The organism is Botrimarina mediterranea (genome assembly GCF_007753265.1).
Lineage (GTDB): Bacteria > Planctomycetota > Planctomycetia > Pirellulales > Lacipirellulaceae > Botrimarina > Botrimarina mediterranea.
In genome coordinates, this window is record NZ_CP036349.1 from 2999671 (window position 1) to 3024006 (window position 24336).

19 protein-coding genes are annotated in these 24336 nt (G+C 64.1%); 10 read left to right on the top strand and 9 right to left on the bottom strand.

Annotated features, from left to right (window positions below; genetic code table 11):
* The first annotated feature begins 119 nt into the window (after positions 1-119).
* Positions 120-896 (top strand): DeoR/GlpR family DNA-binding transcription regulator, encoded by a 777-nt coding sequence (locus Spa11_RS11685; protein ID WP_197529324.1) that lies wholly within the window; start codon positions 120-122, stop codon positions 894-896.
* 54 nt (positions 897-950) lie between these two features.
* Here the strand turns inward: Spa11_RS11685 and Spa11_RS11690 are convergent, their stop codons facing one another.
* The 4 genes from Spa11_RS11690 to Spa11_RS11705 all read right to left on the bottom strand — a co-directional run bounded on the left by Spa11_RS11690 (position 951) and on the right by Spa11_RS11705 (position 7760).
* Complete coding sequence (locus tag Spa11_RS11690) at positions 951-1721, bottom strand: trypsin-like peptidase domain-containing protein (protein ID WP_231932903.1); 771 nt, start codon at positions 1719-1721, stop codon at positions 951-953.
* A 118-nt stretch (positions 1722-1839) separates the two neighbouring features.
* Positions 1840-3069 carry an amidohydrolase family protein gene (locus tag Spa11_RS11695; RefSeq protein WP_145112399.1) on the bottom strand — a complete coding sequence of 410 codons (1230 nt, stop codon included), beginning with the start codon at positions 3067-3069 and terminating at the stop codon, positions 1840-1842.
* 174 nt (positions 3070-3243) lie between these two features.
* Positions 3244-4446 carry a galactokinase gene (gene galK, locus Spa11_RS11700; protein ID WP_145112401.1) on the bottom strand — a complete coding sequence of 401 codons (1203 nt, stop codon included), beginning with the start codon at positions 4444-4446 and terminating at the stop codon, positions 3244-3246.
* 134 nt (positions 4447-4580) lie between these two features.
* Entirely contained in the window at positions 4581-7760 is a 3180-nt protein-coding gene (locus tag Spa11_RS11705) for a glycoside hydrolase family 2 TIM barrel-domain containing protein (RefSeq protein WP_197529325.1), read from the bottom strand.
* 216 nt (positions 7761-7976) lie between these two features.
* Between Spa11_RS11705 and Spa11_RS22940 the strand changes: the two genes are divergently transcribed.
* Entirely contained in the window at positions 7977-10049 is a 2073-nt protein-coding gene (locus Spa11_RS22940) for a sodium:solute symporter family transporter (protein ID WP_197529326.1), read from the top strand.
* A 64-nt stretch (positions 10050-10113) separates the two neighbouring features.
* Here the strand turns inward: Spa11_RS22940 and Spa11_RS11715 are convergent, their stop codons facing one another.
* On the bottom strand, positions 10114-11535 hold the full coding sequence (locus Spa11_RS11715) for an oxidoreductase (protein WP_145112405.1): 1422 nt from the start codon (positions 11533-11535) through the stop codon (positions 10114-10116).
* Positions 11536-11724: 189 nt separating this feature from the next.
* Here Spa11_RS11715 and Spa11_RS11720 point away from each other — a divergent pair, with 189 nt between their 5' ends.
* Complete coding sequence (locus Spa11_RS11720; RefSeq protein WP_145112407.1) at positions 11725-12558, top strand: helix-turn-helix transcriptional regulator; 834 nt, start codon at positions 11725-11727, stop codon at positions 12556-12558.
* Here the strand turns inward: Spa11_RS11720 and Spa11_RS11725 are convergent.
* The gene (locus Spa11_RS11725; protein WP_145112410.1) at positions 12555-13925 is read right to left on the bottom strand and encodes an AI-2E family transporter; all 1371 of its coding nucleotides are present in this window, start codon (positions 13923-13925) and stop codon (positions 12555-12557) included. The two genes, Spa11_RS11720 and Spa11_RS11725, sit on opposite strands and share 4 nt — an antisense overlap.
* An 86-nt stretch (positions 13926-14011) precedes the next feature.
* On the opposite strand from Spa11_RS11725, the gene Spa11_RS11730 reads away from it, so the two are divergent.
* The 7 genes from Spa11_RS11730 (at position 14012) to Spa11_RS11760 (ending at position 21442) form a co-directional block, all read left to right on the top strand.
* Positions 14012-15046, top strand: coding sequence for a lysylphosphatidylglycerol synthase transmembrane domain-containing protein (locus Spa11_RS11730; RefSeq protein WP_145112412.1), 1035 nt, complete (start codon positions 14012-14014; stop codon positions 15044-15046).
* Entirely contained in the window at positions 15043-16071 is a 1029-nt protein-coding gene (locus Spa11_RS11735) for a glycosyltransferase family 2 protein (RefSeq protein ID WP_145112414.1), read from the top strand. Before Spa11_RS11730 ends, Spa11_RS11735 begins: the two co-directional genes overlap by 4 nt.
* A gap of 81 nt (positions 16072-16152) precedes the next feature.
* Entirely contained in the window at positions 16153-17691 is a 1539-nt protein-coding gene (locus Spa11_RS11740; protein WP_145112416.1) for a pre-mRNA-splicing factor CWC21, read from the top strand.
* A 315-nt stretch (positions 17692-18006) separates the two neighbouring features.
* Positions 18007-19344, top strand: a complete 1338-nt coding sequence (locus Spa11_RS11745) for a beta-ketoacyl-[acyl-carrier-protein] synthase family protein (RefSeq protein WP_145112418.1) — start codon at positions 18007-18009, stop codon at positions 19342-19344.
* 66 nt (positions 19345-19410) lie between these two features.
* Complete coding sequence (locus tag Spa11_RS11750) at positions 19411-19998, top strand: Ntn hydrolase family protein (protein ID WP_145112420.1); 588 nt, start codon at positions 19411-19413, stop codon at positions 19996-19998.
* 219 nt (positions 19999-20217) lie between these two features.
* Positions 20218-20595 carry a hypothetical protein gene (locus Spa11_RS11755; protein WP_145382825.1) on the top strand — a complete coding sequence of 126 codons (378 nt, stop codon included), beginning with the start codon at positions 20218-20220 and terminating at the stop codon, positions 20593-20595.
* Between the two features lie 205 nt (positions 20596-20800).
* Positions 20801-21442: a DNA alkylation repair protein gene (locus tag Spa11_RS11760; RefSeq protein WP_145112424.1), complete on the top strand. Its 642-nt coding sequence runs from the start codon at positions 20801-20803 to the stop codon at positions 21440-21442.
* A 112-nt stretch (positions 21443-21554) separates the two neighbouring features.
* Here Spa11_RS11760 and Spa11_RS11765 read toward each other — a convergent pair whose 3' ends face one another.
* From Spa11_RS11765 to Spa11_RS11775, 3 genes are all read right to left on the bottom strand, one after another.
* Complete coding sequence (locus Spa11_RS11765) at positions 21555-22286, bottom strand: hypothetical protein (protein WP_145112426.1); 732 nt, start codon at positions 22284-22286, stop codon at positions 21555-21557.
* Between the two features lie 141 nt (positions 22287-22427).
* A complete protein-coding gene (locus Spa11_RS11770; protein ID WP_145112428.1) occupies positions 22428-23177 on the bottom strand; it encodes a glucose 1-dehydrogenase in 750 nt (249 codons plus the stop codon).
* 121 nt (positions 23178-23298) lie between these two features.
* Positions 23299-24207: a DUF4394 domain-containing protein gene (locus Spa11_RS11775; RefSeq protein ID WP_197529327.1), complete on the bottom strand. Its 909-nt coding sequence runs from the start codon at positions 24205-24207 to the stop codon at positions 23299-23301.
* Between the last annotated feature and the right edge of the window lie 129 nt (positions 24208-24336).

Below are 24336 nucleotides of genomic sequence, written 5' to 3' on the forward strand. Positions count from 1 at the left end.
TGGAGGGTTGGGAATGGGAAAGACGCTATTATAGCGGATTTTCTGGCTAGACGAAACCATTTTGGCCACTAAGTTGGTAAAAATCAACGCCACGCATGTGGATATTTGTGGGATTCGCTATGTTTGCCGGTCAACGCCAGAACGAGATCTACCGCGACCTCCAAGAGCAGGGCGCCGTCTCGGTGACTGCCCTGGCCGAGCGGTTCGCCGTCACCGACGAGACGATCCGCCGCGACCTGGCGAAGCTGGCCCGTAGCGGCCGCGTCAAACGCACCCACGGCGGCGCCGTCCTGGCGGCGAGCGATCCGAGCGAACCCCCCTTCGCTGTGCGGCAGACGGCTAACACAGCCGCCAAGCGGGCGATCGCCCTGGTCGCCGTCGGCGTGGTCCAGCCCGGCGACGTGATCGCGATCGACGCCTCCTCGACCGGCCTCGAGCTAGCGAAGTTGCTGCCGGAGGTTCCCACGGAGCTGCCGATCACCGTCGTCTCGAACGGGCTCGATGTGGTGCGGTGGCTCGCCGACCGCGCCGACGTGAACGTCATCTCGACCGGCGGCGAATTCGACGCGGCCGGCCAGTGCTTCGTCGGCCCGATCGCCGAAACGGCCCTACGGCAGTTCGCCTTCCGTCGGGCGTTCGTCTCCTGCCGCGCACTCGACGCCACGCGCGGCGCCGGCGAGTCGTGCCCGTCGCACGCCGCGGTAAAGCGGGCGATGCTCGCCGCCGCGGAAGAGAGCTACCTCCTCGCCGACAGCAGCAAGTCCGCGGAGCGCGCGATGTGCTACTACGCCGAGCCGAGCGAGTTCAACCGCATCTACAGCGACGGCGAGATGGCGCTCGACACCCAGAAAGACCTGACCGAAGCCGGCGCCAACTTGGTTTGCGTCGCGCTGTAACACAGTAGGTCAGAACCCGCCCGTCGGCTTCAAGAGGCGCTGTCGTCGCTACCTTCAAGGGTCGCCAGCGCAGCTCTCGGCAATCGCTTGGTGAATGAGACGCGATGGCGCCAGCTTCGAGAGTTTGGCTCCCGACGCGTCGAAGACGACACCGACGTACATGCCAACAACCGTGGCGCTTTCGGGTGATTCCTCGCTAAGAAAGACGGGCCCGCCGCTGGTTCCTTGCGCAAGGGCCGGCGTGCAGTAGATGATCGGCTCCACCCCCCAATCACTGTCGGTCGAGATCTCCGCCGACGCAATGTGTCCGACAACCACAACGGGTGATATCGGGTCCACGGCTCCGATGCCGAGGGGATAACCGGCGGTCTCGATCTTGGTCGTCCGTCCTGGTGTGTCGACGCCGAGGTTTTTCAGTGGGATTGAGATCGCCGTTAGCTGTGAGAAGTACACCTGCTTGTCTTCCTCAGGCGAAACTTCGGCAATGGCGAAATCCGAGTCCTCATGGCGTTTCCATGGGTTCGACCTCTCGGGGAAGAGGACGTCGAGCTTGGCCCATTGGGACCTGCCTTCTTGGTCGCGGTAAACGACCCGGCTGTTGCGATTGGTCTCGTCGCTGGCGTGGCCGGCAGTCACGAGGAAGAGCCTGGATTGATGGTTCACCAAGAACGCCGAGCATTGCGTCACACGGTTCGAGGTTCCTTCGCTCTTTGTCTGAATGCAGACGACGCGGTCCCACCGTTGAACGGACGGCGGCTCGGACGCCGTCGCCGAAGCCAGCGTCATCAGCAGAAGGACGAGCACGCTCGCAGAGCCTTGGTTCATAGTGCTGGCGACTTTCGTCGAGAGTTTGCCGTCAGTTTTGTAGGTCAGGCTGTGCCTGACGCGTCTCCATTTCTTCCGAGGGTTCTCGCGCTAGACCTACAAGGTCTCACCCCCGCCTTTACCCCGCCCGGTAGGCGACGTCTCCTCGCACCAGCGTCTGCCGCACCCAACGGTCATCCCATGCGAAGAGGATCATCGCCAAGGGATTAACGGGCGATTCGAGCCACGGCAAGTCAGGCTCGGCGATGAACAAGTCCGCCGGCGCGCCGGGTTGCAACCGGCCTGCGTCGGCGAAGCCCGCCGCGTCCGCATTACCTGCCGTGATTTGCCACCAGGCGTCCGCAGGGGTTGGGTAAACATCGCCGAGCGCCGACGCCGTTTCGACCATTGCCCTGGCGACGCGGACCATCGAGCGCTCATAGCCGCCGCCGATGTCGCTGCCGAGCGATAGCCGTACGCCTTCGTTGATCGCCATGGCGCGGTTCATAGCGCCGGATCGCAGGAACGAGTTCGCCAGCGGACAGTGGGCGATCACCGCGCTGGCTTCACGCAGCACCGCCCGCTCGGCCGCGTCGAGGTGAATGCCGTGGCCGAACAGCGTTCGCTCGGTGACGAGTCCGTGCGCTCGATACACGTCAACGTACTTCGACCCGTCGTAGAGCTCGCCGATGAGCTGACACTCGGGGATCGTCTCGCTGAGGTGGGTCTGCACGATCACTTCGGGATTCTCAGCGGCAAGCCTCCCAGCTCCCGACAGCAACTCCGGCGTACACGATACCGCGAACCGCGGTGTGATTGCCGCCGCAAGCCGTCCACTATGCGGGAACTGTTCAAGTAGGTTAGCCGTTTGGTCGAGCAGCTCCTTCGTGCCGCCGACAAGATTATCGGGCGCGTAACGGTCGCTCATCGCCTGCCCAACCACGCCCCGCAGGCCGGCTTTGGAAAGCGTCTCGATCGCCGCGACGGTCGCCTCGTGATGCACGGTGCTGTAGGCGCAGACCGTCGTTGTCCCGACCGAGACGAGTTGCTTGGCGACACGCTCGGTCATCGCGGCGGCGAAGGCGGCGTCTTCCCAACGCGACTCCGACGGAAACGTCACGCCCATCAGCCATTCGAGCAGCGGCATCCCATGCGCGCCGATCATATCGAACTGCGGCAGATGCAAGTGCGTGTCGATGAGCCCCGGCGACACCAGGCACTCTGGACCGCCCAGGTCACACGTCGATGGCAGTTCACCCTCGACAACTTCGGCGATGAAGCCGTCCTCAACACGGACATACCCCGGCGCCAACCGAGCGGCGCCCGGCGTCTCGGCGCACTCCAGCAGCAACTGCCCAACAACGATCATGCGGATGGCCTCGCGCAGAGACGCAGAGACAGCAGAGGAAGACTTTCCTCAAGAGTCCTTAGCGGCCTAGCGCCTTTGCGTGAGTAATTGAAGCAAAAAGCCTCACGCATAGACGCGAAGCCGCAAAGAAGGATTCCTATGTTCTCTGCGTCTCTGCGTCTCCGCGCGAAACACTCAGCCCTCTAGAACGCGGCCGCCTTCCGCCGGGCGCGTCGTGAAGCAGGTGGGTTCGATGCCAGTCGCCGCCCGGTAACGCTCGGTGATCGTGCGGGCGACTTCTTCGGCTTTGTCAGTGCGGACCAAGGTCACGGTGCAGCCGCCAAAACCGCCGCCCGTCATCCGCGAACCGATCACGCCGCCGGCCGGGCCGATCTCGCGGGCGATCTCCACCAGCGTGTCGATCTCAGGCACGGTGATCTCGAAGTCGTCACGCATCGCCGCGTGGCTGGCGTACATCAACTCGCCGACGGTCGCCCAGTCCGACGCCGCCACCGCCGCCGCGGCCTGCTCGGTGCGCGGGTTCTCGCCGGTGATGTGGCGCGCCCGCTTGAAAGGGAGCGGTTCGAGCTTGGATGCATTGGCGGCAAGCTGCTCGGGCGTCACGTCGCGCAACGCCTTCACGCCCAACGCCTCGGCGGCCGCCTCGCACTGCTGGCGGCGCTCGGCGTACTCGCCGCCGGTGAGCTCGTGCTTCACGTTGCTGTTGGTGATCAACACGCTGACCGACGGGTCGGTGAACGGCGCCATGTGCGGCTCTTGCGACCGGCAGTCGAGCAGCATCAGGTGGTCCTTGTGGCACAGGGCCGAGCTGAACTGATCCATGATGCCACACGGCACGCCGGCGCCGCGGTGCTCGGCCTTCTGGCAGAGCAGGGCCCGCTGCGGCCCGGGAAGCGACACACCGGCCAGCGTCTCGATCGCCAGCGCCAGCGACACCTCGAGCGCCGCCGAACTCGATAACCCACCGCCGAGCGGCACGGTCGAGTCGATCACGCCATCGAACGCAGGCACTTCGATGCCCTCTTCGCGATACGCGTCGATCACTCCGCGAGCGTACTTGGCCCAACCGGGAAGCTCGGCGCCGTCCGGTTCCAGCGACAACTCGGCGTCGCCGCCCATCGTCATGCTGTAGAGCCGCACCACGGGCCGGCCGTCGTCACGTTTTGAAGCCGCGACGACCGTCTGCCGATCGATCGCCATCGGCAGCACGAAGCCGTCGTTGTAGTCGGTGTGCTCGCCGATAAGGTTAACGCGGCCCGGCGCCGCGGTGACACACTGCGGCCCAGCGCTAAATTTTTCTGCGCCGAACTTGTCAGCGAACGTCTTCTTCACGCCAACGACAACGTCGGCAAGCGGCTTAGCGGTTTCGATCGACATCTAGCGGGGTGATTCAAGACTTCTTTGTGGGAGGCGTCTCCCGACGCCGATTACGCGCACCATACCCGATCGGCATAGACACCGTAATCGGCGTTGGGAGACGCCTCCCACAATTTCCTGCGGAAATCGCCGATCTAAGGCCGCCGGGCGACGACGCCAACGGGGCCCAATCCCGACCGATAAGGCCGCAGCGTCACGGTGTGCTCGTACTCGCCCGCCGGTAGGCGGTACTCGGCGTGCGTCCAGGCGCCCCACGAGTTGTCGCCGCCGACGCCCATCTGGTGGTGGTCGAGATGCAGCGTCAGGTTCTCACCGGGCTTGATCTCGTGCGGGTGCTTGGCGGCTTCCAGGACCTCGTCAGTGTAGGGCCTGACCGCGAACTCAAACACGGGCGAACCCGTGACGATCAGTCCGCGATCCGTATCGCTCGTTAGCGCCAGCCAGCGCACGTCGCAGCGCTGCCCCGTCTCCTGCGGCCGGACGTAGTCGTGCGTCAGCGAATCGGCCGGCGCCGAGTAGCGCCCCACCGCCGCGCCCGTCTTGCGATCCCACATACTCTCGTGCGGGCCGCGACCGAACCACGTCGCGGTCGCCATCGACTTGGGCGCCTCCATCGTCAGGCCGACCCGCGGCAAGTCGGGCGTGTCCGAAGCGACGACACGATGCGTAATCGCCAAAGCGCCTGACGCGGAGAGCCGATAGGTCAGCGTCTCGGTCACCTTGTCGTCGGCGCTCTTGAACTCCGCGGCAACCGCGTCGCCGTTGTCGACCGTCTCACAGCTCACGAGCTTCCGCCCTTCGGCGAACTTCTTCCAATAGCCCATCCGCCGCGGCATCTGATTGCCGTTGTCGTTGTCGGTCGGCGCCCGCCAGTAGCACGGTGTGATCGGCGTCTCGATCAGCTCGTCGCCTTCGAACGCAATCGACTCGACGAAGCCGGTCTGGCGATCGATACGGACCTCGGCGTCCGCGGCCGAAAGCACGAATGACTCCTCCGACTTCTCGACGGCTGACTTGCCCGACCCCTCGGGGTCCTTCTCCGACTTCGCTGTCGCCAGGACGGGATCAATCTCGAACTGCTCCCAAGCGACCTCATGACCCGCGTCGGCCCACAATGCATCGTCCTTGAGGCGATAGCTCACCGTCAGCACGGCTTCTTGGCCCGGCAGGGCAGGGGGCGCCGTGATCGGCAGGTTTACTTCACCCGACTCGCCCGCGGCGAGTGGCGGCAACTTGGCGACGCCGCGTTTCATCGCTTCGCCATCGACTTCGATCTTCCAAGCCAGTTCGATGCCACCGAGCGACTGGTGGTCGTAGCCGTTCTTCACGGTAAGCACGCCGAGCTTCTCGGCGTCGTGCGTCGTCTCGATCCGCTGATAGACCTTCTTGACTTCATGGAGGTGCGGATTCGGCTTGCGGTCGGGCTGCACGAGGCCGTTGCAACAGAAGTTCCAGTCCGTGGGCCGGTCGCCGAAGTCGCCGCCGTAGGCAAAGAACTCGCCTTCACCGCCATCAATCTTCTTGTAGAGCCCTTGATCGACCCAGTCCCAGATGAACCCGCCCTGCAGCAGGCGGTGCTTGCGGATGGCGTCCCAGTACTCCTTGAAGTTCCCGACCGAGTTGCCCATGGCGTGGGCGTACTCGCACTGGATCAAGGGCCGATCGGCCTTCACGCCGTCCATCTTGCCGGTGGCGTACTCGACCATCCGGTCGATCGAGTCGTACATCGGGCAGCGGATGTCGGTGTTGCGGTCCCGGTAGTACGCCTGCTCGTACTGCACAGGGCGCGACGGGTCGCGCTGCTTGATCCAGTCGTAATTGGTCATGAAGTTGACGCCGTTGCCCGCTTCGTTGCCCAGCGACCAGATCACCACCGAGGGATGGTTCTTGTCACGCTCGACGACGTTCTTTGTGCGGTCGAGGTGCGCCGGGCCCCACTCGGGCTGCTTGGCGAGCGACTCGGGCCCATAACCCATGCCGTGCGATTCAATGTTCGCCTCGTCGACGAGGTAGAGGCCGTACTCGTCGCAGAGGTCGTACCACTCGGGGGAGTCGGGGTAGTGGCAGGTGCGGACGGCGTTGATGTTGTTCCGCTTCATGAGGAGGATGTCCTCGATCATCGACTCCCGCGAAATGGTGTGCCCGGTGCGGGGGTGGTGCTCGTGGCGGTTGACGCCGTTGATGTAGACGTACTTACCGTTCACAAGCAGCACGCCGTCTTTGATCTCGACCTTGCGGAAGCCGACGTTGAGGGCCGTGGCTTCAATCGTCTCGCCGTCCGCGTCGGTGATGGCGACGACAAGCCGATAGAGGTTGGGCGTCTCCGCGGTCCAAAGCTGCGGCGATTCGATCTTCGCTGACAGGTTGGTCGTCGGCGCCGCGTCCGCTTTCTTTTTACCGCCGAACACAAGGCCCTTTTGAGCGTCAAAGGCTACATCGGTCTTCTTCGACTCGAGGGTGGCGACGCTCTTGCCTGCGGCGTCGAACAACTCGGCCTTTACCCCCGGGGCGCCTGGGGCGGCGACGTTGAGATTGAGAGTCGCGTCCTCGTACGAGTCATCGAGTTCGGTCTGCACTTCGAAGTCAGCGAGATGCGTCTCGGGAACGCCTTCGAGATACACGTCGCGGAAAATCCCACTCAGCCGCCAAAAGTCCTGGTCTTCCAAGTACGACCCATCGCTCCAGCGGAACACCTGCACCGCCAAAATGTTCTCGCCGTCCTTGTTCAGGTACGACGTCAGGTCGAACCGCGCCGGCGTGCGGCTGTCTTGCGAGTAGCCGACCTTCTTGCCGTTGCACCACAGGTAGAACGCACTCTCGACGCCGTCGAAGCAGATCTCGACCGTCCGGCCCTGCCACTCGGCGGGGACGGTGAACTTCGTGCGGTACGAGCCGACCGGGCTGCCGTTGCGGCCCGCAATGAACGGCGGGTTCTTGTCGAACGGGTAGGTGACGTTCGTGTAGATCGGCTGGCCGTGGCCCTGGAGCTCCCAGTTCGACGGCACGGGGATCGTGTCCCAGCCGCTGTCGTCGAAGCCGCTCTCGAAGAAATCGGTCGGACGCTCTTCGACGTTGCCGACGTACTTGAACCGCCAGTCGCCATTGAGGCTTTTGACGTACGGCGAATCGCTCCGCCCGCCATTGACCCGCGTCGCGTCTCGGGCCGCCTCGGCCGAATCGAAGCGGTAGAAGGTCGCCCGCGGCGCGAGCTTGTTGACCCGGAAAACCGCGGGGTTCTCCCAGTCGTTGGCGGCGTAGGCCATTACCGTGAAGAAACTAAATGCGATTGTGAGAAGCTGACGAACGGCGGTCATAGGGCCTGAAGAGCTGGGTATCTGTTTCTGAAAACGACGCCAGGCTGAACAGACTACCAACAAAGCGGCGGAATCGTCCACGAGGGCCCGCCCCGACGGCTGGCGGTGGGCGGCCCCTGCTGGCAATAATGCCGCCCACCGGAACGGACCGGACACGCCCCGCGGCGTGTCGCAGGGCTTGTCGTTGCTCTCCATTGCAGGCGGAAGGTTAAGACTGTGGGATTCTCCATACTCGACTGGGTCGTTTTCTTCGCCTTCATCGGGGCGGTCCTCGCCGTTGGCCTCTTCAAGAGCCGGCGGAAGAGCACCGACGGTGAACAGACCTCGCAGGACTACTTCCTCGCCGGCCGCGGCCTGAGCTGGTGGCTTGTGGGCTTCTCGCTGATCGCCGCCAACATCAGCTCTGAGCAGTTCGTCGGCATGAGCGGTAGCGGCGCCAGCCACGTCGGCCTGGCGATCGCCAGCTACGAATGGCTCGCCGCGATCACGCTGGTGGTCGTCGCCTTCGGCTTCCTGCCCTACTTCTTGCGGGTCGGCATCTACACGATGCCCGAGTTTCTTGAGTACCGCTACAACGGCCTGGCGCGGTTCCTCATGGCCGCCGCGACGGTGCTGATCTACGTGCTGCTGGTCGCCGCGGTGACGTACTCCGGCGCGCTGACGGTGCAGACGCTCGCGTCTCGCTTCGGCGTGGATGTCGCCCTCTGGATTCCTTCGCTGTTCATCGCGGTGATTGCGATGGTCTACGTCGTCGCGGGCGGTTTGAAGGCGTCGGTCTGGGCCGACCTGCTGCAGGGGTCGGCGCTGATCCTCGGCGGCCTGTTCATCATGTGGCTCGCCTTCGGACGGCTCGGTGAGGCGGAGACGGCGGCAATGTACGTCAGCACCACCACCGGCGAGATTGCGGTCGTCGATCTCGACCCCGAGATGAGTTCGGTCGAGCGGTTCGTCGAGCTCAACCGCAAGCAGCTCAACATGTTCCTCCCGGCCAGCGACAACGTGCTGCCGTGGACGGCGCTACTCTTGGGCGTGTGGATCCCCAACTTCTACTACTGGGGCCTCAACCAGTACATCACGCAGCGGACGCTCGGCTCCTCGAGCCTTGCCCAGGGCCAGAAGGGCATCGTCTTCGCCGCCTACTTAAAGCTGGTGATCCCGTTCATCGTCGTGATCCCTGGCATCCTTGCCTTCAATCTCTTCAGCGACGAGATGCGACTCGAAGCCCGCGGCGACGCCAGCGGCGCGATGACGGTGTACCTCAAAGCCAACCCCGACACGGCGTTCGTAACGACCGTCGAGGCGCCCGACGCCGCCGCCATTGAAGCAGCGCAAGGCCCCGGTTATGTGATCGCGCTCTACGAATCGAAGGCGGCGATCGCTGAGGAGAAGGCTAAGAGCCCCTGGGTCCTCCCGATGATCAAGGCGGACTTTGAGAAGAAAGATGCCGCCGAGTTCCAGGCGTTTAGCTATGTCGAGGACCACGCTTGGCAGCACGTCAACCAAGCCTTCGCCGAGGAAGTCGACGCCCACAACGCCGAAGTTACCGCCGCCGCCAATGCCGCCGGCAAGCAGACCGTTCGCCAAGCGATGGTTGCTTACAAGTACGACACCGCGCTGGGCCTGCTCCTAGCGATGCTGCCGCGGAACGGCATGTTCGGCTTCGTCATGGCCGCTTTGCTCGGCGCGGTGATCAGTTCGCTGGCGGCGATGCTCAACGCGGCGTCGTCGATCTTTACGCTCGACCTGTTCAACAAGCACGTCGCGCCGGGCGCCTCGCAGGGCACGCTCGTTAAGGTCGGTCGCATCACAGTCTTGGCGCTGACCGTCCTGGCCGTCTGGCTGTCACCGAAGCTCAGCGACCCGAACATCTCCAACTCGATCTTCACGATCATCCAGGGCGTGCAGGGCCTGATCTCGCCCGGCGTGCTGGCGATCTTCGCCTTCGGCCTCCTGGTCCGCCGCGCGCCACGTATCTGCGGCGCCGCCGGCCTGATCACCAACGCGATCGTCTACGGCTCGCTCTGGTACCTGTCGTCGAAGACAGACGTGTTCGCCGAGTACCCGTTCATGAACAACTTCTTGAACTGGATGGCGATCTCGTTCGTCGCGTGCCTCCTCGTGCTGTCGGCCCTGACGGCGACGGCGCCGCTCAAGGAGCCCGTCACGTTCGAAGCCAACACCGACCTCGACCTGAAGAGCTCCAGCGGCGCCTGGATCGCTGGCCTCGTCGCCATCGCCCTGACGATCGTCTTCTACATCCTCTTCAGCCCGCTGGTGATCGCCCGCTGACGATTTTGACAGGATCGACAGGATGAACAGGATAAAGAATTGATCCTGTAAATCCTGTCTGGCTTCACTTGCCTTTCGTGATGGCGAGCACCTGCTCACGCTCGGGCCGTTCCTTGTAGAACGGGTCGAGCGGGTAGCAGCCCGACACGATGCCGTTGCGCGGGGCGGTGGTGCATTCGCTGAACGTCCGGCAGACGCGCTTGCGGACGAGTGACTTGCCCGCGAACACGTCGGCCGGCAGGTCGGGGTACGACAGGACCATCCGGCCCAGGCCGATGGAGTCCACCATCCCGCTACGGACTGCGGCTTGCCCGACGTTTGGCAGGCAGTCTTGGAGGTACGTGTAGCCCGAGCCAACGATCACCAGATCGGGGTGCTCGCTCTTGAGCTTCGCCGTCGCGTCGATCTGCCGCGCGACGCCCGCCAGCGGGTCCTCGGGCGGCTGGTAACCGTCCGAGGGCGGGAACGCCGCGGGGCGCTGGATGTGGGGGTTGTAGTAGGGGCTGCCGCAGGTCGTGCAGACGAGGCGGATGCCCAGTTCCTTGAGCAGCGAGAGAAACTTGCTCGGCTCGGTGAGGTCGATTCCACCTTGGCCGTCGCCGCCGAAGGCGTAAGGGTAAGCGCCAGCGACCTCAGGGACGCCGTCGCCATCGGGCCCCGGCTTATACGGCGAGTAGTCGAAGACGCTCAGCCGTACGCCAATCGCCAGGCCCGGCGCCGCGGCGCGGACGCCAGCGACGACGTTCCGCAAGAAGCGTGTGCGGCCTTCAAAATCGCCGCCGTACTTGCCGGGGCGGTCGAAGCCCGACAGCAGCTCGTGCCCCAAGTAGCCGTGGCAGTGCTTCACGTCAATGAACGCGTAACCAATTTTCTGCGCGAGCACCGCCGCCGCGATGAAGTCATCCACCAGCCGATCAAGATCATCGTCCGACAGGATGGCGCCGTCGTCGGTGACGCCCGCCCGCGGGTCAAGCACCGGGTGGCGGTAGGCGATCCGCGGTTCGAGCCGCTTCTTGTCGTTCGGCCGCGCGTAGCGGCCCGAGTGCGTCAGTTGGAGGCCGACCACGAGGCCATCGTCGCTGCCGAACGCCTTCACATGTTCGCCGACGAGCTCTTCGCGAAGCGACTCGATCGACGAGGCCGTCGCGTCGTTGAGCATCAACTGGTTGGGATTGGCCCGCCCATCGTGCCGGACGGCGACCGCCTCGCCCCCCCAGATCAGTCCGGCGCCGCTGAGCCCAAAGTTCCGCCACCGCCTGCGCGTCAGGTCGGTCGGCGTGCCGTCGGCCTCGCCGTCCCAGCCCTCCATCGGCAGGATCGTCCATCGGTTGCCGATGACGCCCGCGCCCGAGTCGATCGGCTGCCACAGCGTCGAGCCCGCCCCCGCCTCGACCGTCTCATCGAACGGCATCGGGGCGCCGATCTCATTGAGCCGTGACTGGAAGGCGTCGGCGGTCTTGAGGCTGGCGATCTTGGGAAAGTTCATGAGAGTGGCAAGAGAAGGCAGGGCTGTCGAGAAAACCGGGGGCTAAGGCCCCGCGGCTGATTTGTGGCGCCTATGAATCAGCCGCGGGGCCTTAGCCCCCGGTTCATACGCACCGCCAAAGTAGTTGCATCGGCACGATCCGTCTTTGAGAATTGAGCCGAAACGATTTGCAAATCGGGCAATTCCGCGATGCCGTCCCACAAAACCCGCCACGCCCTCCCCGAAACGCTCCCGCCGTGGGGCGTCGCGGTGCTGGAAAGCCACCACGCCCTCGACTGGACGATGGACTGGCGCCGGCACCCCTTCCTGAAGGTCATTTACGTGCTGGCGGGGGAGGGGACCGTCGAGGTCGCTAGCAGGGGGTTGCCGTTCACGGCCGGCGACCTCGTGGTGGTTCCGCCCGAACGCCGCAACCGGATCATCGACGCCCCGGGGCAGCCGTCGTCGCTCTACGTGCTCTGCGTTACGCCGGCAGTGCTGCGGTTCGACCGAGCCTTGATCGCCCGGCTGCCGGCCGGCTGCGCCGAGCGGTCGAGCTATCTGGCGAATCGGGCGGAAGCGATCTTCCGTCGGCTGTTGTTCCAACAGTCGCACGGCGGGGCGAGCGCGAGCATCGCGATGGTCGCCTCGGCCTTGGAGCTGCTGGCGCTGTTGTTGGAGCCCCCTCAGGAACAAGCCGAAGACACGAGCAAGGCCCGACGCGAGGTCCGCCGCTATGTCAGCCGGCTCGACACCCACTTCTTCGAGACCACAACGATCGACGACGCGGCCCGCCGGCTCGGCCTCTCGCGCAGGCGCTTCACGCAGCTCTTCAAAGAAGAGACCGGCCAGGGCTGGCTCGCCTATGTCCACGAGCGTGCGGTGGATCACGCCGCGCGACTACTCGCCGAGACTGAGGCGCCGATCGCCGCGGTAGCGTTTGAGTGTGGGTTCAGCGACCTCTCGACGTTCTACCGCCGCTTCAAGTCGCTCCGCGGCGTTAGCCCCGGAGAGTGGCGGCGGCAGGCGCGCGGAGAGGGCTAGGCCGGCTTGGGCACGCTGTCGCCGTTCTCCTCAGCCTCCTCGGCGATCACGTCGAGTTCTTTGCGGAGCATCAGCAGCAAGGCCTGCATGAACGCCACCAGCATCGGGCCAACGAGGATCCCGATCGGCCCCAGCAACTGCAGACCGCCCAACACGCTCAGCAGCGCCAAGAGCGGGTGGAGGTTCGACTGCCCGTGCAGCACCCAGGGCTTGATCAAGTTGTCGATCGACGACACCACCGCGAATCCGTAGATCGTCATCCCGATCGCTGGCCACAGATCACCCTGCGCGAAGTAGACCCACAGCGCGACCGGGATCCACACCGCTGTCGCGCCGACGAACGGTACGATCGCCAGCAGCATCGTCAACACGGTTAGCAGGATAACCGGCGGATGGATCCGCAAGTTCTCCGGGACTTGGTCGATGTCGCCGCCGTACTGGGCCAGCGCGTTCGCCGGCGCCCAGTCGTCGATGACGAAGTAATAGCCAATGCCGCCAAGAATCCCTTGGACGAACGCCGACAAGAGCGTCGCCAGCACCACGGCTCGGCTAACCGTAGCGAATTGCACCAGCAATTCGCGTTCGTAGTCGTCGTCTAGCGGCGACAGGTGCATGAGCGTCTCGACGATCTTTGGGCCGTCGGCCAGGAAGAAGTAGAGCGCGAAAATCATGATCGCCATGCCGACCAAGAATCCGACCAATGCCTGAACCCCGACCCAACCAACCTTGACGACCTGCTGGGCCGCGTTCTGCGCCAACTTGGCGGGTTCGAACTCTTCGTTCATGTTGACACGGTACCACTCGGCAAACGGCTGCATCCACGCCGTCAGGGCTTTCCCTACTCCTCCCGCCGCCTCGTCTTCGGCGGCGTCTTCTTGCTCTTCTTTGTGATCAACGCCGTCGGGAATGACGGAATCCTCCTCGCCTTCGGCCGCCGCCGGGGCCTCAGTGTCGGCGTTTGTCTGGACGACTCGCACAATCTGCGAGGTCTCCACAAACGCCATCCAGCCGAGCAGCGCTGTCGGCACGACAACGCCGAGCGTGATGAGGGTCGTCGTCGCCAACGCGGCCAACTGATTGCGGCCGCCGACCTTATTGAGAATCCAAACATGCAGCGGCTTGAACACCACCGTCAGCACTGCCGCCAAGAAGAGCGGCACGAGGAATGTCGCCATCACCCGGAAGAACAGCACGCTGATCCCTAGCAACACCGCCACCAGCACGATCAGCGAGATCACCCGCGGTACGCCGGGCATCGAGACCGACAGCGGCGGCGCGTCGTCGATCGCCTCGGCAATGCTGTGGATATCGCTCCCCTCCGACGGTTCAGGCTTCTCGGCGGGGGGCGTTGGCTTCGACTTCGACACGGGTGGGGTTCCTGCAGGGGCTTGAGGCGGCGAGTATAACCGCCCCGGGATTCGCCGCGGAATGCGGGCCACTCAATCAGTGAAGCGTGAACGAACAGCCCCTAAGTGAGCGAACAACGACCAAGCCCCTCTGGCGGCGTTGGGTCGTCGCTGCCATCAAGTTCGCGTTCCTAGCCTTGGTCTTGGCTTTCGTCGCGCAAACCTTCCGCGATGGCCTCCGCGACCTCTATCAGCAGAAGCTGACGTTCTCCTGGTCGCACCTCGTCGCCGCCTGCGTGGCGTACGCGCTTGCCCAGCTGACGATGGGTGTCTTTTGGCGTCGCGTGCTGGCAGCCATCGGCCGACCGACAAAGCTCACCGAAGCCCTCTCGACTTACTACATTAGCCAGCCCGGCAAGTACGTCCCCGGTAAGGCGTCGGTCATCCTGATCCGCGCCACGCGGTTGCACTCGGCCGCAATGCGATCCGGCGAACACGCCGACTACAAGACCTCGCTAGTCGCCGCCGGGGCGTCCTCGTTCTACGAGACGCTCTGCTTCATGTCCGTTGGCGCGATCCTTGCGGCGGGACTGATCCCGTTGGTGGACGGAACCGACGAGCTACGGTGGCTAACGCCCGCGTCGCTTGCCTTGGCGCTAATCTGTCTCGCGCCGGCGGCGCCACCGGCTTTCCGCTGGCTGCTGGGGCGTTTTACGGCTTCATCAGGCAGGGCCGAGCTGCGTGACCGGCTTCGCCAAAGCCTCGGCTACGACCTGGCGGCTTACGGCGTCCTCTCCGCCCTTGGCGCCTGGTGCCTGCTGTCGGTCTTTCTGTGGCTAACGGCCGAGGCCATTGGGATGGCGGGCGGGCGAGGAGTTGCCGATCTACCGTTCTGGACTTTGGCCGCCACGCTGCCGACGGCGGCGGGCTTCGTCTCGCTGCTTCCGGCTGGGATCGGGGTCCGTGAGGCCGTCTCCTTGGCCGTCTTGGCGCCCGTTTTAGGGGACGGTGGGGCGGTGGCGGTCACCGCGGCCTCCCGGCTGCTCGGGGTTGCGACGGAGGTCGCCGTCTGTGCTAGCCTGCTAGTAGGCGAGTTCCTCCGTCAACGCCGCCGCAACGCCCCTACCCGCGAAACGCCTTGAGCGACTCTCCCGGACACAGCCGCCCCGCTGACACCCTCGCCGTTTCGGTGGTCGTTCCCCTGTTGGACGAGTCGGCCACGCTCGTCGAACTCCACCGCCAACTGCGCGCCGTCGCCGAGCGGGAAGGGTACGCGATGCAGGTCGTCTTCGTCGATGACGGCTCGAAGGACGACTCATGGCGGGTCATCCATGCGCTGGCCGACAAAGACCCACAGGTCCTCGGCGTCCGCTTCCGCCGCAACTTCGGCAAGGCCGACGCCCTGGACGCCGGTTTTAGGGCCGCCACGGCCCCGTACGTCGTCACGATCGACGCCGACCTCCAAGATGACCCCAACGAGATCCCGGCCCTCCTAGCCAAGCTCCAGCCCTCAGACGGGGGCTACGACGTGGTCAGCGGCTGGAAGATCGACCGCAAGGACCCCTGGCACAAACGCTGGCCGTCGCTCGGCTTCAACGCCCTGGCGAGCTGGCTCACCGGCGTCCGCCTCCACGACCACAACTGCGGCCTCAAGGCCTACCGCAGCGAAGCCCTCGCCGACGTCAACCTCTACGGCGAGCTGCACCGCTTCGTGCCGGTGCTCGCCGCGGCGCGGGGCTACCGCGTCACCGAGGTCGCCGTGCACCACCGGCCGCGGGAGTTCGGCGTCTCGAAGTACGGCGTCTCGCGGATCCTCAAGGGCCTGATGGACCTGATCACGATCAAGTTCCTCACCGGCTACGGCGACCGCCCCCAACATGTCCTCGGCGGCTTCGGCTTGGTGAGTTTCGGCCTCGGCAGCCTGGGACTCATCTACCTCGCGCTGCGTTGGATCGTCTCACGCCTCTTCGAGGACCTCGACCCCGTCCACTTACACGAGACCGCCGCTCTCTACTACAGCCTCGCGCTATGCCTCGTAGGCGCCCAGTTCCTCGCCGTCGGCCTCCTCGGCGCGATGATCACCGCGTCCCTCTCCCGCCGCGAACCCGGCTACTCCGTCGCTGAGCGGATCGAAGCGAAGAATGGGACGCGGATTGACGCAGATTAAAAGGATGAACGCAGATACATTTTTCTTCATCCGCGCCCATCCTTTGAATCCGTGTCATCCGCGTCCCATTCTTCAGAAGCAATGAGCGAGTCCGCACAACCAACCGCCACATCGGGACTCGGCGCCCCCCAGCGCTGGATCCTCTACACGCTGCTGATCGCTACGGCCTTTGGCCAAGCGGCCGGTAAGATTCTTGCGGTCAACTCGACCGACCTGGCGCGACTCGAGAAGTACCGCATCGACGCAGCTCTCAGTGGCGAGCGGACGAAGCTTGAGAAGCAGGGTCTCACCGCTCCAGAGATCGAAGCGGGTCTCGCCGAGCGCCGCGAAGAACTCGAAGGCAAGTTACGGCTCCAGCGTCCGTTCCTGAGCGCTAACGACCGCAGCCGCTGGATGGCGATCCGCGCGATCGCCGAGAATGGCAACCACGAGATTGATCCGTTTCTCCGAGAGCCGACCTGGGACACCATCGACATGGTGCAGCACGTCGGCCGCGATGGCGAGCCGCACCAGTACTCGAGCAAGCCGCCGCTGCTGATGGTGATGATCGCGGGGCCGTATTGGGTGCTGATGCAGCTCACCGGCACGACGCTCGGCGAGTCGCCCTACGAGCTCGGCCGCACGCTGTTGCTGTTGCTCAATGGCGGGTCGCTGGTGGTGATGCTCGCCGCAATTGGCCGGATTATCGAACGCACAGGCACGGGGGACATCGACCGCCTGTTCGCGATGGCGACCGCTTGCTTCGGCGCCCAATTGCTGGCGTTTACGCCGGTGCTCAACAACCACCTCTTCGGCGCCGCCGCGGCCGCGGTGACGTGTGACCTCTGGCAGATGCTGCTGCGCTCGGACAAGCCACGGCTCGGCCTGTCGCTGGCAACCGGATTGGTAGCCGCCTTTATGGTGACCTGCGAGTTGCCCGCGCTCGCGCTGGCGACGCTCGTCGCCATGTCGCTCCTCTACTCCCGCACGGGCGAGACTCTGAAGGGTTTCGCCATCGGCGCCGCGATTGTCACGGCGGCGTTCTTCGCCACCAACTACTGGGCCCACAACAGCCTGCGGCCGCCCTACGCTCACCGCAGCCAGACCGACCCCGCCGATAACTGGTACGACTACGAGTACACCGTGAATGGCAAGACGCGCGAGAGCTACTGGCGCAACCGCCAGGGGATCGACCGCGGCGAACCCTCGAAAGGCGTCTACGCCTTCCACGCGCTGGTCGGGCACCACGGCATCTTTTCACTGACGCCGGTGTGGCTGTTGAGCTTCGCGGGCATGGGTCTGCTTATGGGCGCCGCTGACCCCCCCAACCGCAAGCTCGCCTGGGCCACGTTCCTTACGACCGGGGCGTGCCTCGTCTTCTTCATCCTGCTGCGGCCGCAAGACGACCGTAATTACGGCGGCATGACCAACGGTTTCCGCTGGGTCTTCTGGCTGGCGCCGCTGTGGATCGCGATGCTCCCCCGCGCCATCGAACCCCTCCGCCGCAGCCGTCTCGGCATGGGCCTCGCCGCCGCCCTGCTAGCGTGGTCCGCCATGTCCGCCAGCTACCCCACCTGGAACCCCTGGACGAGCCCCTGGATCCACCGCTGGATGGACCACCTGGGCTTCACCCTCTTGTAGGTTGATTACGGGAAGGAGATAGGGGGATGTTGGTGATAGAGGGGATCGCAAGCGGGTAGATGCTCGGACCCTGATGCAAACCGCCTTACATTGCGAGCCCACTAGTGCGGCAATTGGGGATAGACGGGCAGTCGCTATGCGACTGCCCGTCTATCCCCAAAAGGAAGCACGAAAAGCCCACTAGGTCGAAGGACCCCCGAAGCGCACCCCCACAAACCACCCGCCTGCGATCCCCCCTATCACCAACATCCCCCCATCTCCTTCAAAAAAAGCCGCCCTCCTCCCGCTGACGCGAGAGGGTAAACTAGCCGGACTATGAGCAATCCGCAGAAGCCGGCTGAGCGCCGTGTTGTGATTACTGGCGTTGGCCTCGTTTCGCCCCTCGGGTCGTCGCCGGGCGAGTACGCCGCCGCCCTGGCCGAGGGCCGCAGCGGGGTGACGCTCCGTGAAGGGTCGGAGGTGGCGCCGCGCGTCGGTGGCTTCGCTACGGGCTTCACCGGTTCGATCGACAACTTCGGCGCCCTCGAAGGGGACGCCAAGAAGGCGATCCGCAAGGGCCTCAAGCTGATGTGCCGCGAGACTCAGATGGCCGTCGCCGCCGCCCAGCACGCGCTGGCAGACGCGGGCGGTATCGCCGACACGCACCCGGAGCGCTTTGGCGTCGTGCTCGGCAGCGACTACATGCTCACCCTCCCCGAGGACTACGTTGACGCCATCGCCAAGTGCGCGGACGGGGGCGAGTTCGAGTACGGCCGCTGGGGCGCCGACGGGCTCGACCAGATGCAGCCGCTGTGGATGCTCAAGTACCTGCCGAACATGCCGGCGAGCCACATCGCGATCTACAACGACCTCCGCGGCCCCAACAACTCGCTGACGATGCGTGAGTCGGGCGGCCTCGTGGCGATCGGCGAGGCGTTCCGCATCATCGCCCGCGGCGACGCCGACCGGATGATCGCCGGCGCCACCGGCACGCGCGTGCTGCCGATGCAGGCGATCCATGCCCTCCAGGCCCACGACATCCCCGTCAGCGACGACGCCACTGCCGACCCCGCGACGCAGTCGAAGCCTTTCGACCGCACGCGCGTCGGCATGGTCTGCGGCGAAGGCGCCGGCATGGTGGCGCTCGAGTCGCTCGAATCGGCCCAGGCCCGCGGCGCGCGGATCTATGGCGAGATCGTTGGCTACGGTTCGAGCGTCGTCGCGGATATGACGCTGAAGGGGAAGAACGACATCGCGATGGCCAGCGCGCTGAAGGCCGCGATGGCCGACGCGGGCGTCACTCCCACCGAGGTGGGCCACATCAACGCCGACGGCGTCGGCGCTCCGGACGACGACCGCGCCGAAGCCGCCGCGATCCGCACCGCTCTTGGTAATGCCGCGGACAAGGTCCCGGTCGTCGCCCTTAAGAGCTATTTCGGCGCCCTCGGCGGCGGCAGCGGCGTGGTGGAACTCATCGGCAGCCTCCTAGCGCTCGACGCCACCGGCCCCCTCGCCGGCAAGCTCCCCGCGACGCTCAACCACGCCGAGCCCGACCCCGAGTGCCCGATCCAAGTCGCCGCCCAACCCGGCACGTCCACCGGCGACGTGCTCCTCAAGGTGAACACCACCCCGCAGGGGCAGGCAGCGGCGGTGTGCGTGCGTAGGTTGGCGTAACAATGTAGGGCAGGCCTCGCCTGCCAGAATAAACGTATCGCCGGCAGGCGCCAGGAACCTACAGCCATGTCAACAATCGTCGTGGTGCGCAATAAGAGATATGCGGCAATTGCCGCAGACTTTCAGTCAAGTCAAGGGGAGACAATCGTTCCGGGGTCGATGCGTGTTGGCCCAGGGAAAATCCACCGAATTGGAGACGCGTGTATGGGCATCGTCGGAAGCATCGCCCATCAAAACGCTATCCATTCATTGTCGACAGCCCAACCCGAGTTGTTTCGACTCAATACACGCAGCGAGATTTTTGAAACTCTAAGAGATATACAACCGCGCCTCTGCACCGAGTACTTCTTGCGCACCGACGAATCCGCTGATCGTGAGCAGGAATATGATTCCATTCAGATGTCAGGGCTTATCTTAAGTAAGGGAGGGATTTTTTCCTTCTTCAGCCATCGTGAGGTAACGGAGTACACTTCGTTTTGGGCTATTGGATCGGGTGCGGAATTTGCCCTCGGCGCTTTGCACGCGAGGTATGAGCAGCAAGCTTGTGTTAAGGCACTGGCTGTATCCGCAGTCGAAACCGCATGCATATTCGATTTCGGAACCGGTCCACCAGTAGAATGCCATGATATGCACTTGGCAGAATCGCAGGACTAAAGGCTGCTGCGTCACTTCCAAGCCAATTATCAAGTAGGCCGTAACAACCGTCAGCGAAATTGCGGCATGGCACCATTGGTCGCGATTCTGGCTTACGGTCCGCGGACAGCGCGATATTTTCAAGAGGCCGTCTGGATATCGATCGCCGTAGAGTTTCGGTATGTATCGCATACGCACGGATTGAGGACGATGCCTGAATCACGAAGGGAGAGTGGCGTTTTGTACTTCGTACTGCCGTCCGTCATTCTGTGGATTGCAATAAATGCATTGGCGTTTGCCATTGACTCAAGTCGTGGAAGAATCGCTGAAAAGGAAGCATCTAGAAGAATTGGCATGATCGCCAGGGGAGAGGAGGTCCCTGCTAAATCTGGCTCGGACGAATTGCAGCCTGAGGAGCTGAAGCTATTGCCGTCTGGTGCAAGAGCGTTAGTGCGTCTTCAGGAGAGCCTTGCTGATGGGCCTTCCAGTATTCTCGGCGGTATGCCTGTTCAAGGGATCTTATCGCTTGTTATTTCATTCGCTATCCAGTTAGTGTTCGTAGCGACATTGTCAGACGGTTTGGGCCGGCTTTTTTTACACAAGTCAATTAGGCCGTAACAAGCGTAAGCGAAGTTACGTCATGGCGTCATCTGTCGCGTTGCCCGCCGGACCCGCACTATCGATTGTTCAGGCCTTCTTCTTCGTGTCCTTTGTGCCCTTTGTGGTTCAATCCTTAAAACCGCGGCGTCTGTCGCGCCGCCTGCCGTAACCGCGCTGGCGCTTGTTACGGCCTACGAGCTAACAGAGGGGAGACCGACATAAAATGGCTTTATCAACCAAAGCAAAGAAACTCGTCGCCGAGATCACCAAGGGCGACCTGAAGCTCGGCGACCTCAAGAAACGTGGCGCCGAGATCAAGAAGGATCACGATCTGGCGATGGAGCTTTGGTCAACAGGGGAATACTACCCGCGTCTTCTGGCGTCGCTCATCTTCGACAAGAAGCTTCTCGCCGAAGAGGTCATCGACCAGTTGGCCGCGGACATGCTCGAGCATGACTTGAAAGAACGCAGTCAGCTGGCTGACTGGTTCATGGCGAACCAGCTCGCTAAAGACAAGAGGCTCGCCGCGCTGATGACGACGTGGGAGGAGAATCCTTCCCCGATTCTGCGTCGCTTGTTCTGGTATCACCAAGCCCGCCTACGCTGGGTCGGCCAAACTCCGCCCGGGAACAGCGCCGAGCTAATGGTTTCCCTGGAAAAGAACCTGGCGACGGCTGAGCCCGAAGTTCAATGGACCATGAACTTCTGCGCCGGCCAGATCGGCATCCACGAGCCGAAGTTCCGCGCCAGGTGCATCAAACTCGGCAAAGCCCTCGGGCTCTACAAGGACGAGCACGTGTCGAAGAACTGCACGCCATCGTACCTTCCAGAGTTTATCCGGATTGAAGTGGCGAAACGGGAGTGATGCCTCTCAGCCTACTTCTACTTCATGTCCTTCGTGCCCTTTGTGGTTCAATCCTTAAACCAGCGGCGTCTGTCTCGCCGCCTGCCGTAACCGCGCTGACGCTTGTTACGGCCTACGCTTTTGCTGCGGGCGTTGGGCGCCAGATCCAGCCCTCGGCGCGGGGCGCCTCGGGGGTCGGGTGCTCCATCGCGGTGGGCGTGTGGGCGTAGAGGTGAGCCACCGCGGCGCACACGAAGGCGTCGCGGATGTCTTCCTGTTCGATCACTTCGTGACGGGAAGTCAGCTCGCACACGAGCGGCGCCCGCCGGCAGACGGTCGGATACGTTTCGAACAACGTCAGCCCGCCGCCGTCTGACCAGACGCCCGTCACGCCGGTGGGCCGCGTGAACTTCGCCGCCGTGTGCATCGCCTTCGTCGCCTGGCTGCCAATCATGTCCTTGATCGGCGACAACGGCGGGAACCCCTCCATCGCCAGCCGCCGCTCCGTATATCGGAACAGGTAACCGTTCTGCGAAGAGACTTTTGAGGGCTCAGCGGCGAGGCCTTTCGTCACAAGGTCGATGAACGCCACGGGAAACGCGAGCGCCGCATCGATCCCCAACGTCACCCGACAAGACCGCTCCGGCGGCGAGAAGCGGCACAGCGTAAACAACGCCGCGACCCATTCCGACGCGCTCGCCGACTGAAGGATCACCTCCCGAAGATTCCCCCGCCACGGCGTCCCGACGATGGCGGCGGCGTCATCGAGGATAACGATCGCGTCCCGGCTATTCGGGTTCTTGTCGCAGTTCCAACCGCCGACGTCCCAGCCGATGGCAAAGTGGTTGTTTGCAAGTTCACTCATAGCCAACGGGCATTCCAGCGGCGCCAAACGACGTTGCTTGTGGGAGGCGTCTCCAGACGCCGATTGCGCGCACCATGCAAGTACGGCTACGATACCGTAATCGGCGTCTGGAGACGCCTCCGATAGAACAGCTATTGCCGTTCACAGGCCGCCGGTCACGTCGAGTAGCGTGCCTGTGACAAACGCGGCTTCTTCGGACGCGAGCCAAAGGATCGCCTTGGCGATCTCTTCGGGCTGGCCGCCACGCTGCAGCGGCGTTCGTTTGGCGACGCGATCGACCCGGTCGGGCTCGCCACCCGAGGCGTGGATCTCGGTGTAGATCGAACCGGGCCGCACGCCAACGACGCGAATGCCCTCGGCGGCGACCTCCTTCGCCAACCCGATCGTCAGCGTATCGATGGCGCCTTTTGACGCGGCGTAGTCGACATACTCACCTGGTGAACCAAGCCGCGCGGCGATCGACGAGACGTTGACGATCACGCCACCGCGGCCGCCAGACGACTTGGACATGTGCCGCACCGCTTCGCGCGCACAGAGCATGGCGCCGATGACGTTGACGCGGAACACCCGCTCGAGCCGGGCGGCGTCGAAATCAATCAGCGGCGCCTGTCGTTCGAGGACGCCGGCGTTGTTCACCAGCATGTCGATCGAGGCGAACTTGCCGATGGCCTCTTCCCAGAGCCGGACGATGTCAGCCTCAACGGCCATATCGGCCTGAACCGCCAGTGCCTTTCGCCCCGCCTCTTCGACTTCACGACAAACCGCTTCGGCGGCGTCGGCGCGCTCGCGATACGACAGGCAGACGTCGTAGCCTTGTCGGGCCGCGAAGCGGGCCGTCATGGCGCCAATGCCGCGGCTGCCGCCGGTGATGAGAACCGTGCGTTTATCCATAGCTGCCTACTTCGTTGATTCCGTCGCTCTCTTTTAGCGGCTCACGCTGGTTCAACAAAAAAGCGGCCCGCTCCTTTCAGAACGGGCCGCTCGATTGCGAAACTTAAACCGTTAGCGATGATCAGCCGCGGACGCGGCGACCGGCGAATCCGGCCAGGGCGAGGGCGGCCAGAACGACGGCAGTCGGCTCGGGGACGATCACGTCCGGGTCGTAACCGGCCGGGGCGGCCGCCAGCGAGCTGATGATCGCACCGCCGTCGATCGCGCCGAGATCAGTCGCGGCGCCGGTGGCGAGGTTGATCGAGTAGAGGTTCGACACCGAGGTGCTGGCGGGCAGCAGGGCCGCGTAAGCGACGGCGTTGGCGCCCGAGCCGGTGACGTCAAAGCCGCCGACAGCGCCGACGTTGACGCCCAGCGGGCCGACCGTACCGAGCGTGCCGGCCGAGTTGGCTTGCGTCACAAGGATGTCGAGGCCGGTGTCGATGCCGTAAAGCTGCGTCGAGGCCGGCGCGGGGATCACGCTGTTGGTGTAACCCGAGAACTCGACGTTCGGGCTGACGCCGAAATTCGGATCGCCGGGGCCGAAGAACAGGTCCGTGACGCCGGTCGCGGCGCCATCGTTCGGATTCAGGACGTAGTTCTTCTTGGTGTTCGATACGACGCGGATTCGGTCAATCGCCGGATTGAAGTCGAAGCCGAAGTTCGAACCGTTGAGCGCCGGGGTGAATGGGCCCGCGCCAACTTCGGTCGCCGCGCCGGTCAACACGCTGAGCGTGTAAAGACGGTTGGTGCTGCCGAGGGCGTAGAGCTGGTGAGTCGCGGGGCGGAAATCGATGCCCTTGATCGTCTCGTTGTTTTGCAACCCCGAGATCGCGACGCCCGAGAGGAGCGTGCTGGGAGCCGAAGAATCGAAGCTGATGAGCGTCTGACCGCTCGAATCATCGATGCCGAAGAGCAGTGCTGCGTTGGAGACAGAAGACAGGCTAACAACGCCCGCAATTGCGAGCAGAGCCAGTGGGGAGAATTTCATCTCAGGAGCGTCCTTCAAGGTTGATGACTGACCGGGAGCACGAAAGTGAGCGTGCGTGTCGTGGGTGATAAGCGGCCACAATCCATCTGCGGCGAAGCCCATCCATGCCGTGAGCCACGAGCAGAGTAT